The following is a 15,213-nucleotide window of genomic DNA, read 5'->3' on the forward strand; positions in this document are numbered from 1 at the left end:
GACTTACTTGGAGACGGTGGCGGTCCGGATCACGCCATCGGGCACGTACTGGAAGCCCTTGACCGATTTGGCGATGCCGAAGAGCACGTTGTCATGCACGATGTAGATGTAGGGCACTTCCTTGACCAGGATCGCCATGGCCTGCTCGTAGAGCGTCTTGCGCTTGGCCTGGTCGCCTTCCACCCGGGCCTGCTGCAGCAGGTCGTCCACTTCCTTGGCGCCGAAGTGGGAGTAGTTCAGGGAGCCATTGGTGGTGACGAAGTCATAGATGTTCTGGTCCGGATCGGGACGTCCGCTCCAGCCCACGAAGAGGCCCTCGAAGTTGCCGGTCTTGCCGGCCTCGATCTGGGTCGCCAGTTCGGTCTTCTCCAGTGTGACGGTGATGCCGGCCGGGCGCAGCATGCCCTGGATCATCTGGCCGACCTGCAATTCATCGGGCGTGGTCGGCAGGGTCAGCTTGAAGCTGAAACCACCTTCCTTGCCGGCGGCCTTGAGCAGGGCCTTGGCGCGTGCCACATCCACCTTGGGCGGCACATCGCTGGGACCGTTGGCGAACTGCGCTTTGGAGAAGGGGGAGTGGCCCGGTGCCACCGCATTGTTGTAGACCACCTTGGCGATGGCGTTGCGGTTGATCAGGATGTCGACGGCTTCACGCACTTCCTTCTTGTCGAACGGGGGCTTGGCGGTATTCATGTAGAAACCGCGGAAGCCCAGCGACGGCTTGTTCAGTACCGTGTAGCTGGCATTGGCCGGGACGTTGGTGATTTCCTTGTAGGGGAAGCGGTTGCTGATGTCGACCTGGCCGCTGCGCAGGTTGTTGAAGGCCACATTGACGTCCGGCATGATCTTGTAGACCACTTCATCGACCTTGGGCAGGCCGGCGCGCCAGTAGTCGGGATTCTTCTTCAAGGTGATGGTGGCGCCTTTGAGCCGGCCTTCATAGATGAAGGGGCCGGTGCCGACCGGATGGTTGACGTAGTCCTCGCCGTATTTCTTCACGGCGGCCGGTGACGACATCATGCCCGAACGGTCGGTGAGAACGGACAGGAAAGGGGCGAAGGGCGTGGACAGATCCAGCTTGATGGTGTGCTCGTCCACCACCGTGATCTTGCTGATGTACTTGAGCTCGTTGCGGCGCAGGGAGGTCTTCTCCTGGCCGCGCAGCAGATTGAACTCCACCGCCTTGGCATCGAAGGGCGTACCGTCCTGGAACTTGACGCCTTTGCGCAGGTAGAGCGTGTAGGTCTTCTGATCGTCGGAGACGGTCCAGCGCTCGGCCAGCATGGGAACGATCTTGCCTTCCCCATCCAGGTCCAGCAGCTTGTCGAAGATGCTCTGGTAGACGATACGCTCGTTGAGCATGGATGACTGCGTCGGGTCGAGCTTGCCGGGATCGGCATCCAGGGAGATGTTGAGCGTCACCGCCAGCGCGGGCAGGGCGCAGGTGGCCAGCACGGCCGAGGACATCGCGGACAGCAGGAAACGGGAGACACGCTGGTTCATTCGTTTTTCCTTTCAGAAGTCATCACGGATGGAGCGCAACCGGCCTGGGCGGCAAGCCCGCCTGCCGCGGCCATCGGGCCAGCTTAGGCGATGGAAACGGTGAAGGCAAGGACGGATACGTCAATGTATACAACAAAGAAGACATGCAGGAAGCGTGCCATCGCGTCAGCGTCGCGTCAGTTGGCAAGGGTGTATCGCCGGTTGGGAAAGTGATGGACTGGGTCCTCCTTGAGGATGGGGTGCACGCCTTGCTTCTGCCCCGATGGTGGGCGTGCCCCTACCTTGCGGGGCAGGCATGCCCAGTGAAGGTGCACACGGGCGGAGTGGCTGCCCCCAAGACGGGACGTGGCGCTGCTGCGACGGCTTTCCATTCATTTTTAATTAAATCGCTTGCTATTTAATTTTGGCCTCGCTAAACTGCGCTGCATGAATTCGAAAACAGACAAACGCAAGTCGGCCCCGCTGCTGGATGCCCAGTTGTGTTTTGCGCTGTACTCGACCTCGCTGTCGATGAGCAAGCTCTATCGCAAGCTCTTGCGCAACATGGGCATCACCTATTCGCAGTACCTGGTGCTGATGGTGTTGTGGGAGCAGGATGAGTTGACCGTCTCCGAGATCGGTGAGCGCCTGGTGCTGGATTCGGCCACGCTCACGCCGCTGCTCAAGCGCATGCAGGCGCAGGGCCTGGTGAGCCGGGAACGCGCCGCCAGCGATGAGCGGCAGGTGGTCATCTCGCTCACCGCCGAGGGCGACAAGCTGCGTGAACAGGCAGCCGATCTGCCGCGCGAAGTCTTGCGCGCCACCGAGTCGAGCGCCGCCGAGCTGACAGCGATGAAGGAAGAACTGATGGCCCTGCGTGCCCGCCTGCACAAGAATACGGGCGAGTGAGCAGGGTGGTTTGAAGGGATGAGGTGGCCAAGCCGAGTCCCTTTTTGAAAATTTAATATATAGTGCGCTATTAAATAGTTTATTAGTTTATTAGTTTATTGGTTTATTGTGACTGGAGCGATGCGGGAAAACCTTCGCTCCCGGCATGCAGGTCAGGTGGCATCGCCTGAATGCACCGTTATACGCAGAGCCAATAGCATCAAATAAGTAGTTTGCTATTTAATAGTGTTTTATGTTTATTGCCGCAAGGCGCGATTTTCTGGCGTCGTACGCCAGGACAGTACCGCAGTACCACGCAATACGAAAGCAGTTCCCTCGCAGCACCTACCCGGTGAACCTCACCGATCCGATCATCAGAGAAAAGGAAGAAGATCATGACCTCGTTCAAGCAACTCGCTACCGTCGCCGCCATCGGCCTGGTTGTTGGCAACGCCTACGCTGCCGGTGACGCCGGCGTGGAACCGACCACCCAAGCCTTCCTGCAGGCGCTGGAAGCCGGCGGTGGCAAGCCCCTGGAGCAGCTCTCGCCACAGGATGCGCGCGCCGTCCTGGTCGGTGCGCAAGCCAGCGTGAAGCTGGACCTGCCCAAGGCCGACGTCTCGGAAAAGACCATCACCGCGGACGGCCAGCAGATCAAGCTGACCATCGTGCGTCCGGCCGGTGTGACCAAGACCTTGCCGGCCTTCATGTTCTTCCATGGTGGCGGCTGGGTGCTGGGCGATTTCCCGACCCACGAGCGCCTGGTGCGTGATCTGGTGGCCAACTCCGGTGCGGTGGCCGTGTTCGTGAACTACACCCCCTCGCCGGAAGCCGGTTACGGCGTGGCCATCAATCAGGCTTACGCTGCCACGAAATGGGTGGCCGAGCATGGCCGTGAAATCAAGGTCGACGGCAAGCGCCTGGCCGTGGCCGGCAACAGCGTCGGGGGCAACATGGCCGCCGTCGTGGCGCTGATGGCCAAGGAAAAGGGCGGCCCCGCCCTGCGTTCGGAAGTGCTGCTGTGGCCGGTGACCGATGCCAACTTCGAAACGGCCTCCTACAACCAGTTCGCCAATGGCTACTTCCTCACCAAGAACATGATGAAGTGGTTCTGGGACAGCTACACCACCGATGCCGCCAAACGCAAGGAAATCACCGCCTCGCCGCTCAACGCCACCCCGGCCCAACTGGCCGGCCTGCCGCCGACCCTGATCCAGACCGCCGAAAAGGATGTGCTGCGTGACGAAGGCGAAGAATACGGCCGCAAGCTGCAAGCCGCTGGCGTGGCCGTGACCACGGTGCGCTACGACGGCATGATCCACGACTTCGGTCTGTTGAACGTGCTGGCCAAGGTGCCCGCCGTGCAGACCGCGATGCGCCAGGCTGGCGAGGAACTGAAGTTCCACCTGAAGTAATCGCAAGATTTTCCTGTGCCAGCATTGATGCAGGAGAAACGACAACGCCCCCGCACGGTGCATCGTGCGGGGGCGTTGTCATTGCCAGTGTAGTTGCAGGCGCCGGGTAATCGGACTCAGGCCAGCACCTTGGTCAGCCACGCGCCAATATCCTCGACTTCCTCGCCGCACACCGAGTGCTGCATCGGATAGTCGTGCCACTCCACCTTGTGGCCCAGTTGCGTGAGCAGCTCGCGTGACTTGAGCGCGCGCTCCAGCACCACCACCGGGTCCATGGTGCCGTGGGCCATGAAGATCGGCGTATCGTGGTTGGCGGCGTGACGCTCGGCCTCGATGGTGGAGGCCAGCGGCAGATAGCCGGACAGGCACATCAGGCCGGCCAGTCGCTCAGGATGGCGCAGGCCGGTCTGCAGCGTCATGGCGCAGCCTTGCGAGAAACCGGCCAGCACGATGCGCTCGGCGGGGATGCCACGCGCCCGCTCCTGGGCGATCAGTGCTTCGATGGCGGCTTGCGAGGCACGCAGGCCGGGTTCGTCTTCACGACGCACCAGGTCGGGCGCGAAGATGTCGTACCAGGCGCGCATGACGTAACCGCCGTTGATGGTCACCGGCATGGTCGGCGCAGTGGGGAAGATGAAGCGGATCGCCGGACAGCCGGACAGGTCCAGCTCGCGCACGATGGGCACGAAGTCCGAGCCATCGGCACCCAGGCCGTGCAGCCAGATGACGGAGGCGGTGGGGTTGGGAGCGGTATCGATCTGTATCGTCTCGAGGGGAGCGGACATGGATGTGCGGTTCCTGTTGCGGTCGTTGTAGGGAAGGGCAGGGCGCGGCATTTGTGTCTGTCCTTGCGCGGGAGCACAATACGGCCTTGCCCCTTGTCATGCAGAGCGTCTGTGCTGCAATGGGCTGACATCATACGATGAACGCCGCCCTCATGGCGGTGCCGTACAAGGAAAACCCATGATCCGCATTCCATCGCGCCGCCTGTCGGCGTCGTCGCTATTGTCTTCGCTACTGGCCGCTGCACTGGCCTTCGCACCGTTGGCCGGTCACGCCGAGGCCGAGGGCCGGCTGTTCCAGCCACGCGGCGAAAACCTCATGATCTCGCCGCCACCCGGCTGGCGCCTGGCCTACATGGATGGCGATCCCGACGGTAATTACGTGGTCGATTTCCTGCCGCCCAACGAAGCCCACGATTCCTGGCGCGAGGGCTACATGGGCGTACAGCGCCGCGGCTTTCCTGCAGCCGGCCTGCTGGCCAACATCCAGGCGCGCAACCTGAGCGTGGCGCAGGTGGCCCTGAGTGAGGTGATGCAGGGTGCCCAGCGCAACTGCCCGGGCCGCTTCGTGGCCATGGCGCAGAAGGACGGCAGTACCAACAACATTCCGGTCTCTGTCAGCGGTGGCTTCTGCGACCGTACCGGTCCAGTTGCGCCCTATGGCGAGGGAACTGTACTGGCGGTGTATCAGGGCAAGCAGCAACTGTTCGTGGTGCAGTTCAGCTGGCGTCCGCCGACCGAAAATAGTTTCCGGCAATATCCCTACCGGATCTCGCCGGCCGGGCTGCAACAGTACCTGGATCTGCTCAATGCAGCCACGCTGTGCGGCGGACCGGATGAGGGGAAGTGTCCGAACTGAAGGAGGGAGGGCGGGCGCGCATCGCAGTGCGGCCCGCAGATGGCTTACCTGCTGGCGGGCCGGATTGCTGACTTGGGGCGGAAGGCCTTGCAGACGGTGTCATCGGTCTCGATGTAGGGGCCACCGATGAGGTCGATGCAGTAGGGGATGGCGGCGAAGATGCCGGGAACCTTGACCTTGCCGTCCTCGTCCTTCAAGCCTTCCAGCGTCTCGCGGATGGACTTGGGCTGGCCGGGCAGGTTCAGCACCAGCGCGGCATGGTCGTCGGTCTCGCGAATGACCGCCACCTGGCGCGAGAGGATGGCCGTGGGCACGAACTGCAGGCTGATCTGGCGCATCTGTTCGCCGAAGCCCGGCATTTCCCTGGTACCGACGGCCAGCGTGGCTTCGGGCGTGACATCGCGGCGCGACGGGCCGGTGCCACCGGTGGTCAGCACCAGGTCGCAACGGGCCACATCGACCAGTTCCACCAGGGTCTGTTCGATCTGTGCACGTTCATCGGGGATCAGGCGGGTCTCGACTTCGAAGGTGCTGGTGAGCGCTTTGCCCAGCCATTCCTGCAGGGCAGGGATGCCCTGGTCCTGGTAGACGCCGCCGGAGGCGCGGTCGGAGACGGAGACCAGTCCCACCCGCAGCACCTCACGGGCGACGGGCGTCACGGCCTCAGCGCTCATCGTCATCCTGCTCGTGGGCCTCATCCTCGGCGGCTTCGCTCTTGGCGCGTGCGGCCTGGGCCTGCAACTGCTTGAGGATCTGGAAGATTTCGCGGTAAGCCTTGGGCGGCTTGTTTTCCGCCTGCTCCTTGCGGGCATTGCGGATGAGCGTGCGCATGTGCTGCACATCGACTTCGGGATGGCGGTTCAGCAGTTCGGTCAGCGCCTGGTCGTCGGCCAGCAGCTTTTCACGGCGGCGTTCGAGGGCGTGCATGGCAGCGGTTTCCGCCTTGGAGGCACCGTGCCAGCTGTCGATGGTCTTCTGGATGATGGCCAGTTCATCGGGTTCCAGGGTGCGCATCTTCTTGCCCACGTACTGCATCTGGCGGCGACGGCCTTCGTGGTCCTTGATCTGCTGGCATTCGAGGATGGCGTCGCGCACGTCTTCGGGCATGGGCACGCGCTTGACGCGGTCACGCGGTTCGTTGACCAGCGATTCACCCAGCTTTTGCAGGGCATCCATCTCGCGCTTGAGCTGGGACTTGGAGGGGCGGTCGTATTCCTGTTCGAATTCGCTGGATTGGAATCCGACAGCACCGCGGTTGGCATTGGGCATATCGTGAGGTCGAGAAATAAAGCTTAACGGCTGCTATGATAACCGTTTTACCCGCATTTCAGAGAAAACAGGCTCATGAGCGATACCCCATTCACGCACAGTCAGGACCAGTTGAAGCAGTTGGCGCAGGATGTCCTGCGTTATGCCCGGGACAAGGGCGCCTCGGACGCCGCCGTCGACATCAGCGAGGGCAGTGGTCTGTCGGTAGCGGTGCGCAAGGGCAAGATCGAGACCATCGAGCAGAACAAGGACAAGGGCATCGGCGTGACGGTGTTCCTCGGAGAAGGCCGCCAGGTGCGGCGCGGCAACGCCAGCACCTCGGACTTTTCGCAGCAGGCGTTGAAGGAAACCGTCGAGGCGGCCTACAACATCGCCCGCTTCACCGCCATCGATGACTGCGCCGGCCTGCCCGACGCCGAGATGCTGGAGATGGCCCCGCGCGACCTGAAACTGTTTTCGCCATGGAACATTTCCGCCGAAGAAGCCGTTGCACTGGCCCAACGCTGCGAAACCGCAGCCCTCGAGACCGACCCGCGCATCACCACCAGCGAGGGGGCCGGCGTCTACGTGCAGCACTCGCATTTCATCGCGGCCAACAGTCGTGGCTTCATGGGCGGCTACCCGTTCTCGCGCCACACCATCTCGGTGGCGCCCATCGCCGGCAAGGGCGCGGGCATGCAGCGCGATGACTGGTATTCCTCCAAACGCGATCCGAAGAAACTGGCCCAGCCCGAAGCCATCGGCCGCTACGCCGCCGAGCGCGCGCTGGCGCGCCTGAACGCGCGCAAGCTCACGACCCGCAAGTGCCCGGTGCTGTTCGAAGCCCCGCTGGCGGCGGGTCTTCTGGGTGCCTTCGTGCAGGCGGTGTCGGGCGGTGCGCTGTACCGCAAGTCGACCTTCCTGCTTGACTCGCTGGGCCAGCAGGTCTTCCCCGAGCACATCCAGATCCTGGAAGATCCGCACGTGGTCGGCGGTGTCGGTTCGGCTCCCTTCGACGAAGAAGGGGTGCGTACCGTCAAGCGTGAGGTGATCAAGGATGGCGTGGTGCAGGGCTACTTCCTGTCGACCTATTCGGCCCGCAAGCTGGGCATGCAGACCACCGGCAACTCGGGTGGCTCGCACAACCTCACGCTGCGCTCGGACCTGACCACCAAGGCCGATACCTTCAAGGGCATGCTGAAGAAGATGGGCAGCGGCCTCCTGGTGACCGAGCTGATGGGGCAGGGCGTGAACTACGTGACGGGCGACTATTCGCGTGGTGCCTCGGGTTACTGGGTCGAGAATGGCGTGATCCAGTATCCGGTGGAAGAAATCACCATCGCCGGCAACATGAAGGACATGCTGCGCCAGATCGTGGCCGTGGGCAATGACACGCTCATTCGCGGCACCAAGGAAACGGGTTCCATCCTGCTGGAAAACATGACCATCGCTGGCGACTGATCGTGCCGCACGCCGCCGGGAGACCGGCGGCGCCACGGCCAGCGCTGCCCACCCGGGGAGGCAAGCCATGGACGACATCCACATCCGGCGCGGCTATCTGCCAGGCGCCATCGGGCGTGTAGCCGAACTGCACGCGGCCTACTACACCGAGAACTGGAGCTTCGGGGTGTACTTCGAAGCGCGCATCGCCACTGAACTGGCGGCCTTCATGAGCCGCTACGATGACAGTCGCGACGGATTCTGGACCGCCACCGTGCATGGTCGCGTCGAGGGTTCGCTGACCATCGACGGCCAGCATGCGCAGCAGCAGGGGGCCTGGCTGCGCTGGTTCATCGCTTCCGAAAAACTGCGCGGACGCGGCGTGGGCGATGCCCTGCTGAGCGAAGCGGTCCGCTTCTGCGCGCAATGTGATTTCCCCTCGATCTACCTGTGGACCTTCGAGGGGCTGCACGCGGCCCACAAGCTCTATCAGCGCCACGGCTTCGTCCTCACCGAAGAGCGCATCGGCTCGCATTGGGGCGTCAAGCTCAACGAGCAGCGTTACGAACTGCTCTTGTAGGGCACACGGCAGGCCCGGCCGGGCAGCGCTAAAATGATGGTTTGGCGCATACGCGCAACTTCGGACATCCGCTCCCCGCAACATGGCCCTACACACCGATGCCGCTCACTCCAGCGGCCAAGTCCTGCCTTTTCGCGAATCCCTGCTGGCCACTCTGGGCATCTGCTTCGTCATCATGCTGGTGGCCCTGGACCAGACCATCGTCGGCACCGCGCTGCCGACCATCGTGGCCGAACTGAAGGGCTTCGAACTCTATGCCTGGGTCGCGACGGCCTATCTGCTGACCTCGGTCATCACCGTGCCCATCTTCGGGCGGCTGGGCGATTACTTCGGCCGCAAGCCATTCGTGATTGCGTCCATCATCGTCTTCGTCGGCGCTTCCGCCTTGTGCGGGATGGCCAACAGCATGCTCTTCCTGGTCATCGCGCGCGGTTTGCAGGGTATCGGTGGCGGCATGCTGGTGGGGACCTGTTTCGCTTCCGTGGCCGACCTGTTCCCCGATCCGCGCGTGCGCTTGCGCTGGCAGATCATCCTGTCGGTCTCCTTCGGCATCGCCACTGCAGTCGGTCCTTCGCTCGGTGGCTTCCTCACCCAGGGGCTGGGCTGGCGCTGGGTGTTCTACTGCAACCTGCCCATCGGCGTGCTGTCGCTGTATTTTGTCTGGCGCTTTGTGCCGCATATCCGCCACATGCAGCACGCCGGCAAGATGCGGCTGGACTGGCCCGGTGCGCTGTTGATTTCGCTCTCGCTGGGCAGCCTGCAATTGCTGGTGGAACTGCTGCCCAAGCGCGGCATCACCGGCGGCATGATGGTCTTGCTGGCAGTCTCGGTGGCGGCCTTCTATGCCCTGTGGAAGTGGGAGCAGCGCGCTGCGCAACCGATCCTGCCCTTCGAGATGATGCGCGACAAGGCACTGGCCAGTCTGTTCGTGTTGTCGGTGCTGGCGGGTTTTGCGATGTTCTCCTTGCTGATGTACGCACCGCTGCTGTTCCAGGGCGGATTCGGCCTGAGTCCGCGCGAGGCGGGCCTGCTCATTACACCGCTGGTGGCCTGCATCACCGTGGCCAGCATCGTCAATGGTCGCATCATCACGCGCATACCGAATCCCAACCTGATGATGAATCTCGGCTTTGCGCTCATCGCCGCATCCTGTCTGGGCGTGGTGCTGTGTGACCGTAACACCGGCAATGCCTTCCTGCTGGTGGTGATGCTGGCCGGTGGTTTCGGGCTGGGACTGGTGCTGCCCAACCTCACCGTGTTTGCCCAGCAGGCCGCCGCGCGCGAACATCTGGGCATCGCCACGGCTTTGCTGCAATCGCTGCGCATGATCGGCGGGATGCTGGGTACGGCCATCACCGGCACGCTGGTCAGCCAGATGTATGGCGCGGGCGTGCAGAAGGCATTGGAAGGGGATCACGCGGCACAATGGCTCAAGGACTTCAGTGACCCCGAAGTGCTGGTCAATCATGACATCCAGTCGGTGCTGCTGGCCCGGCTGATGCAGGCCGGACATGATGGCTCGGCCCTGCTGGAAGCCGCGCGCGAGGCACTGGTGGGCGCCATTCACATGGGGATCGCCATTGCCATCGTGGCCGCGCTGGTCGGACTGTGGATGGTGCGCCGGGTGCCGCCAATCCGCTTCGACCAGGACAAGAAGGTGGAGCCGGTGATGTCGGAATGAACGGCGGCTCGGCTGCCTGGCGGCCCTGTTGCGATGGCGGTCAGGAACGCACTGGGTGCAGTCCGTTTTTTTTATCCCCCTTACTCTGCCGGTTCGGACTTCTTGACCACCGCATAGCGTGCCAGCGTGCGTTCGCGCGCCTCGGCGTGATCGACGATGGGACGCGGATAGTTCTGCCCCAGCGTCACCCCGGCCGAGAGGCGTTCATCGGGTGTGGCCGTCCAGGGCGCGTGGATGCGCTTGTCGGAGAGCCTGGCCAGTTGCGGCAGATAGCGACGGATGAACTTTCCATCCGGATCGAATTTCTCGGACTGTGTGACCGGATTGAAGATGCGGAAGTAGGGCTGGGCATCGCAGCCTGAGGACGAGGCCCACTGCCAGCCGCCATTGTTGGCGGACAGGTCGAAGTCGTTGAGGTGGCGTGCAAAATATTTTTCGCCGCGGCGCCAGTCGATGCCCAGGTCCTTGGTCAGGAAGCTGGCCACCACCATGCGCAGACGGTTGTGCATGTAGCCGGTCTGGTTGATCTGGGCCATGGCGGCGTCGACCAGCGGATAGCCGGTGCGGCCTTCGCACCAGGCGGCGAACAGTTCCTCGGCGTGCTGGCCTTGCTCCCACCGGATGGCGTCGTACTCCGGCTTGAAAGCCTGGTCGGTCACGCGCGGATGATGATGCAGGATCATGAAGTAGAAGTCGCGCCAGGTCAGTTCCGAGAGCCACACGGCGGCGCCGGCGGCACCCTGTCCCGCGTGCATCGCCTGCATCGCCGCACGCGCGAGGGTGCGGATGGAGACGGTGCCGAAGCGCAGGTGGATCGACAGATAGGAAGGACCCTTCACTGCCGGGAAATCGCGCGCCGTCCCATAGGCGCCGATACGGCCCAGGAAGTCCTCCAGCAGGGCCTCGGCACCGGACATGCCGGTTGGAATCTTCAGTTCGTCCAGATTGCTGGGTCTGAAGCCCAGTGCCTCGTGCGAGGGCAGCCCGTGGGGCGTCTTGGCGGCTGGCCTGGCCAGTGCCTTGAAGTATTTTTCGACCGGGTAGGGCTTGAGGTAGAAGTCGCCGCCCGCCGCGGCCAGCCTGGCCATCCACGCGTTCTTGTAGGGCGTGAAGACGGAGAAGGGCCTGGCCGACTGCGTCAGCACTTCATCCTTTTCAAAGATCACCTGATCCTTGTAGCTGAGCAGTTGTGCGCCTTGTTTCTTCAGGGCCTGGGCGACCGCCGCATCGCGTTCTACCGCGGCGGGTTCGTAGTCGCTGTTGGTGAAGACTGCCTGCACCTGCAGTTCGGCAGCCAGGTTGGTGATGCAGCTGGCGGCCGGTCCATTCAGCACGATCAGTCCGCCGCCCGCTTTCTGCAGGGCCTGGTCCAGTTCGGCCACGCTGGCCAGCAGGAAATCGACACGGCGATCCTGCACCACGCCCTCGGCCTTGAGTGCATCGAGGATGTCGGTATCGAAGACGAACACGCACCACACGGAGCGGCTCTGCGAGAGCGCATAGTAGAGGGCGGCATGATCGGTGTGGCGCAGGTCACGGCGGAACCAGACCAGGGACTTGTCGAATTGGGGCATTGCGTGGCGATCAGAGTTGGCGGTGTGTCGCAGGATGAGCGGACGCGAAGAGCGTGCCGCTGCCATGGGCAGACCTTGCGCATGATAAAAGATTTCGCACCCGCCAATTTGCCTGAGATGGCGATGAACCTGCTTTGACGCGGACTGCTTGGATTCGTAATGAAGATGCGGTGGGGAGGGCGGGGGCCTTTGCTCGCGGTCCCCAAAATACAAAAGGCCGATTGATTTTCATCAATCGACCTTTTCTATTTTGGTGCGCACTGAGGCACTCGGTCACGTCCCGCGACCCCGTCCGGCCTTGCAAGGCCGGACTTTCTCGTCCCTCCCGCAAAGCGCGCAGGCGCTTTGCTCGCGGTCCCCAAAATACAAAAGGCCGATTGATTTTCATCAATCGACCTTTTCTATTTTGGTGCCCACGGAGGGACTCGAACCCCCACACCTCGCGGCACATGGACCTGAACCATGCGCGTCTACCAATTCCGCCACGTGGGCTGCGCTGTAAAGCGAAGACCGTAATTATAGACGGTCTGAAACTGCTGTCAACAACATTTTCATCCCCATGACGCGAATTTCGTTGCAATACGATGCCGACCCGGCTTTTTACCCCCGTATTGCGGTTAGGTAAATGGGCGCAACTCCGTTACACTAAGGACTTCCGTTCGCCTGGGCAGTCTTCGCCTCGGCATTTATAACAATTGCGCGAAACGAAACTTTTGAGCCAATTCCCCTATTCCATTCCCAGCCGGGAAGAGATCCTCGGCATCCTGCGTACTTCCTCGGGCGCGCAAAACGTTGCCGCACTGGCCGCTGCGCTTGGCGTCAAGCCTGAAGAAATGGATGGCCTGACGCGCCGCCTCAACGCCATGGAACGCGACGGCCAGATCAAGCCGGACCGCGCCGGCAACTACAAGCTGACCCACTCGCCCGATTTCATCCTGGGCCGCGTCTCGGCCCATCGCGATGGCTTCGGTTTCCTGCTGCCCGATGAAGGGACCGATGACCTCTTCCTTCCCGAGAAGGAAATGCAGAAGGTCATGCACGGCGACCGCGTGCAGGCTCGCATCACCGGCACCGACCGCCGCGGCCGTCCCGAAGGCACCATCGTCGAAGTGGTCGAGCGCGCCAATACCCACGTGATCGGCCGCCTGTTGAATGAGAACGGCGTCTGGGTGGTCGCCCCCGAAGACAAGCGCATCGGCCACGATGTGCTGCTGGCCGGCCCCCCGGGCAAGGCCAAGGCCGGGCAGGTGGTGAGCGTGGAGCTGACCGAGCATCCGTCCCGCTACACGCAACCGGTGGGCAAGATCGTCGAGATCCTCGGTGACATCGACGACCCCGGCATGGAAATCGAAATCGCCGTGCGCAAGTACGGCGTACCGCACGAATTCTCGGAAGCCGCCAAGAAGCTGTCTTCCAAGCTGCCCAGCGAAGTCAAGGCCGCCGACCTCAAGGATCGCGTCGACCTGCGCGACGTGCCGCTGGTCACCATCGATGGCGAAGACGCGCGTGACTTCGACGATGCAGTCTACTGCGAACCGGTCAAGATCGGCCGCACCAAGGGCTATCGCCTGATCGTCGCGATTGCCGACGTGAGCCACTACGTCAAGCCCAATGACGCCCTCGACGCGGATGCGCTGGAGCGCAGCACCTCGGTGTATTTCCCGCGCCGGGTCATCCCGATGCTGCCGGAAAAACTCTCCAACGGCCTGTGCTCGCTGAACCCGGACGTCGACCGCCTGACCCTGGTGTGCGATGCCGTCATCACCGCCAAGGGCGAGATCAAGGCCTATCAGTTCTACCCGGCCGTGATCCACTCTGCAGCGCGCCTGACCTATACCGAAGTGGCTTCCATCCTGGCCAACACCAAGGGCCCTGAAGCGGCGCGCCGCATCGGTCTGGTACCGCACCTGACGCACCTCTACGAAGTCTTCCAGGCGCTGCTGACGTCCCGCCAGGCGCGCGGTGCCATTGACTTCGAGACCACCGAGACCTACATCGTCTGCAACGCCGCCGGCAAGATCGAGAAGATCCTGCCGCGCACCCGCAACGATGCACACCGCCTGATCGAAGAGTGCATGCTGGCCGCCAACGTCTGTGCGGCCGACCTCCTCAAGCGCCACGATCACCCGGCGCTCTATCGCATCCACGCCGGCCCGACCAAGGAAAAGCTGACCCAGTTGCGTACCTTCCTCAAGCAGGTCGGCCTGACTCTGGGCGGTGGCGACACCCCCAGCGCGTCGGACTATGCCGAGCTCATGCCCAAGGTCAAGGCGCGTCCGGATGCAGTGCTGATCCAGACCATGCTGCTGCGCTCGATGCAGCAGGCGGTCTACAGCCCCGACAACATCGGTCACTTCGGCCTGTCCTATGAGTCCTATGCGCACTTCACCAGTCCGATCCGCCGCTACCCCGATCTGCTGACGCACCGTGCCATCAAGGCCGTGCTGCAAGGCAAGCGCTACGAGCCCAAGGGCATCGACAGCAGTGCGCTCAACACCTCGATCTCACCGGCGGCGCGCAAGGCGCAGGCACTGCAGCGCGCCACCGACAAGGCGGCCGGCAAGAAGCCGCGCGGCGAAAGCGCGCTGGCGATCTGGGAAGCGCTGGGCTTGCACTGCTCGGCCAACGAGCGCCGTGCCGACGAGGCCTCGCGGGACGTGGAAGCCTGGCTCAAGTGCTACTTCATCCGCGACAAGCTGGGCGAGGAGTTCACCGGCACCATCGCCGGTGTGGCCACCTTCGGTATCTTCGTGCAGCTCGATGCGCTGTATATCGAGGGTCTGGTGCACGTCACCGAACTGGGCGCCGATTACTTCCAGTACGACGAGGCGCGCCACGAACTGCGCGGCGAACGTACCGGCATCCGCTACCAGTTGACCGACCGCGTCACCGTGCAGGTCAGCCGGGTGGATCTGGATGCGCGCAAGATCGATCTGGCCCTGGTCAACGAACCGGGTATCCGCACGCTGATCAAGAACGAAGCCAAGCGCGCCGAAAACGCTGCGCGTGGCAAGTCCGGTGGCAGCAGGCAGGCCCAGGACGCCGCACAGCCCGCCGCGCGCGGCAAGAAGGGCGCAGCGGCCAAGCCGGCCGCAGCCGCCGCCGGCAGCAAGCCCAAGGGCGGTGCCAAGGCCAAGGCCGGTGCGGCGCGCACCAGCGCGGCACGTCCTGGCGACGCTGACCGCAAGCGCGCGGCCGCCAAGGCTTACAGCAAGGGCAAGAAGAAGCGATGAGCATGTCCCCGGTCTTGGGTACCGCACAGGC

12 protein-coding genes and 1 tRNA gene are annotated in these 15,213 nt (G+C 63.2%); 7 read left to right on the plus strand and 6 right to left on the minus strand.

The window, feature by feature from the left end:
- Positions 1-3: 3 nt before the first annotated feature.
- Positions 4-1,503, minus strand: a complete 1,500-nt coding sequence (locus GWL_RS06170; RefSeq protein WP_008327792.1) for an ABC transporter substrate-binding protein — start codon at positions 1,501-1,503, stop codon at positions 4-6.
- A 426-nt stretch (positions 1,504-1,929) separates the two neighbouring features.
- Here GWL_RS06170 and GWL_RS06175 point away from each other — a divergent pair, with 426 nt between their 5' ends.
- Both GWL_RS06175 and GWL_RS06180 read left to right on the plus strand, forming a co-directional pair.
- A complete protein-coding gene (locus GWL_RS06175; protein WP_008327793.1) occupies positions 1,930-2,391 on the plus strand; it encodes a MarR family winged helix-turn-helix transcriptional regulator in 462 nt (153 codons plus the stop codon).
- Positions 2,392-2,765: 374 nt separating this feature from the next.
- Positions 2,766-3,785 (plus strand): alpha/beta hydrolase, encoded by a 1,020-nt coding sequence (locus GWL_RS06180; protein ID WP_008327794.1) that lies wholly within the window; start codon positions 2,766-2,768, stop codon positions 3,783-3,785.
- Positions 3,786-3,901: 116 nt separating this feature from the next.
- On the opposite strand, the gene GWL_RS06185 is transcribed toward GWL_RS06180, so the two are convergent.
- Positions 3,902-4,570, minus strand: a complete 669-nt coding sequence (locus GWL_RS06185) for an alpha/beta hydrolase (protein ID WP_008327795.1) — start codon at positions 4,568-4,570, stop codon at positions 3,902-3,904.
- Positions 4,571-4,748: 178 nt separating this feature from the next.
- Between GWL_RS06185 and GWL_RS06190 the strand changes: the two genes are divergently transcribed.
- The gene (locus GWL_RS06190; RefSeq protein ID WP_008327796.1) at positions 4,749-5,426 is read left to right on the plus strand and encodes a hypothetical protein; all 678 of its coding nucleotides are present in this window, start codon (positions 4,749-4,751) and stop codon (positions 5,424-5,426) included.
- Between the two features lie 44 nt (positions 5,427-5,470).
- On the opposite strand, the gene mog is transcribed toward GWL_RS06190, so the two are convergent.
- Both mog and yjgA read right to left on the minus strand, forming a co-directional pair.
- On the minus strand, positions 5,471-6,100 hold the full coding sequence (gene mog, locus GWL_RS06195) for a molybdopterin adenylyltransferase (protein WP_034350180.1): 630 nt from the start codon (positions 6,098-6,100) through the stop codon (positions 5,471-5,473).
- Complete coding sequence (gene yjgA / locus GWL_RS06200; protein WP_008327798.1) at positions 6,090-6,695, minus strand: ribosome biogenesis factor YjgA; 606 nt, start codon at positions 6,693-6,695, stop codon at positions 6,090-6,092. The genes mog and yjgA overlap by 11 nt, the downstream gene beginning before the upstream one ends.
- Positions 6,696-6,770: 75 nt before the next feature.
- Here yjgA and pmbA point away from each other — a divergent pair, with 75 nt between their 5' ends.
- From pmbA to GWL_RS06215, 3 genes are all read left to right on the plus strand, one after another.
- Entirely contained in the window at positions 6,771-8,135 is a 1,365-nt protein-coding gene (pmbA, locus tag GWL_RS06205) for a metalloprotease PmbA (RefSeq protein ID WP_008327799.1), read from the plus strand.
- Positions 8,136-8,202: 67 nt separating this feature from the next.
- Positions 8,203-8,694 (plus strand): GNAT family N-acetyltransferase, encoded by a 492-nt coding sequence (locus GWL_RS06210; RefSeq protein WP_008327800.1) that lies wholly within the window; start codon positions 8,203-8,205, stop codon positions 8,692-8,694.
- Positions 8,695-8,776: 82 nt separating this feature from the next.
- Entirely contained in the window at positions 8,777-10,375 is a 1,599-nt protein-coding gene (locus GWL_RS06215) for an MDR family MFS transporter (protein ID WP_008327801.1), read from the plus strand.
- A gap of 80 nt (positions 10,376-10,455) precedes the next feature.
- Here GWL_RS06215 and GWL_RS06220 read toward each other — a convergent pair whose 3' ends face one another.
- The gene (locus tag GWL_RS06220; RefSeq protein ID WP_008327803.1) at positions 10,456-11,949 is read right to left on the minus strand and encodes a deoxyribodipyrimidine photo-lyase; all 1,494 of its coding nucleotides are present in this window, start codon (positions 11,947-11,949) and stop codon (positions 10,456-10,458) included.
- 407 nt (positions 11,950-12,356) lie between these two features.
- Positions 12,357-12,441, minus strand: a tRNA-Leu gene (locus GWL_RS06225).
- Positions 12,442-12,662: 221 nt separating this feature from the next.
- Here GWL_RS06225 and rnr point away from each other — a divergent pair.
- Positions 12,663-15,182: a ribonuclease R gene (gene rnr / locus GWL_RS06230; protein ID WP_008327817.1), complete on the plus strand. Its 2,520-nt coding sequence runs from the start codon at positions 12,663-12,665 to the stop codon at positions 15,180-15,182.
- Positions 15,183-15,213: the final 31 nt, after the last annotated feature.

Origin of the sequence: Herbaspirillum sp. GW103, assembly GCF_000261365.1 — a bacterium.
Classification (GTDB): domain Bacteria; phylum Pseudomonadota; class Gammaproteobacteria; order Burkholderiales; family Burkholderiaceae_D; genus Herbaspirillum.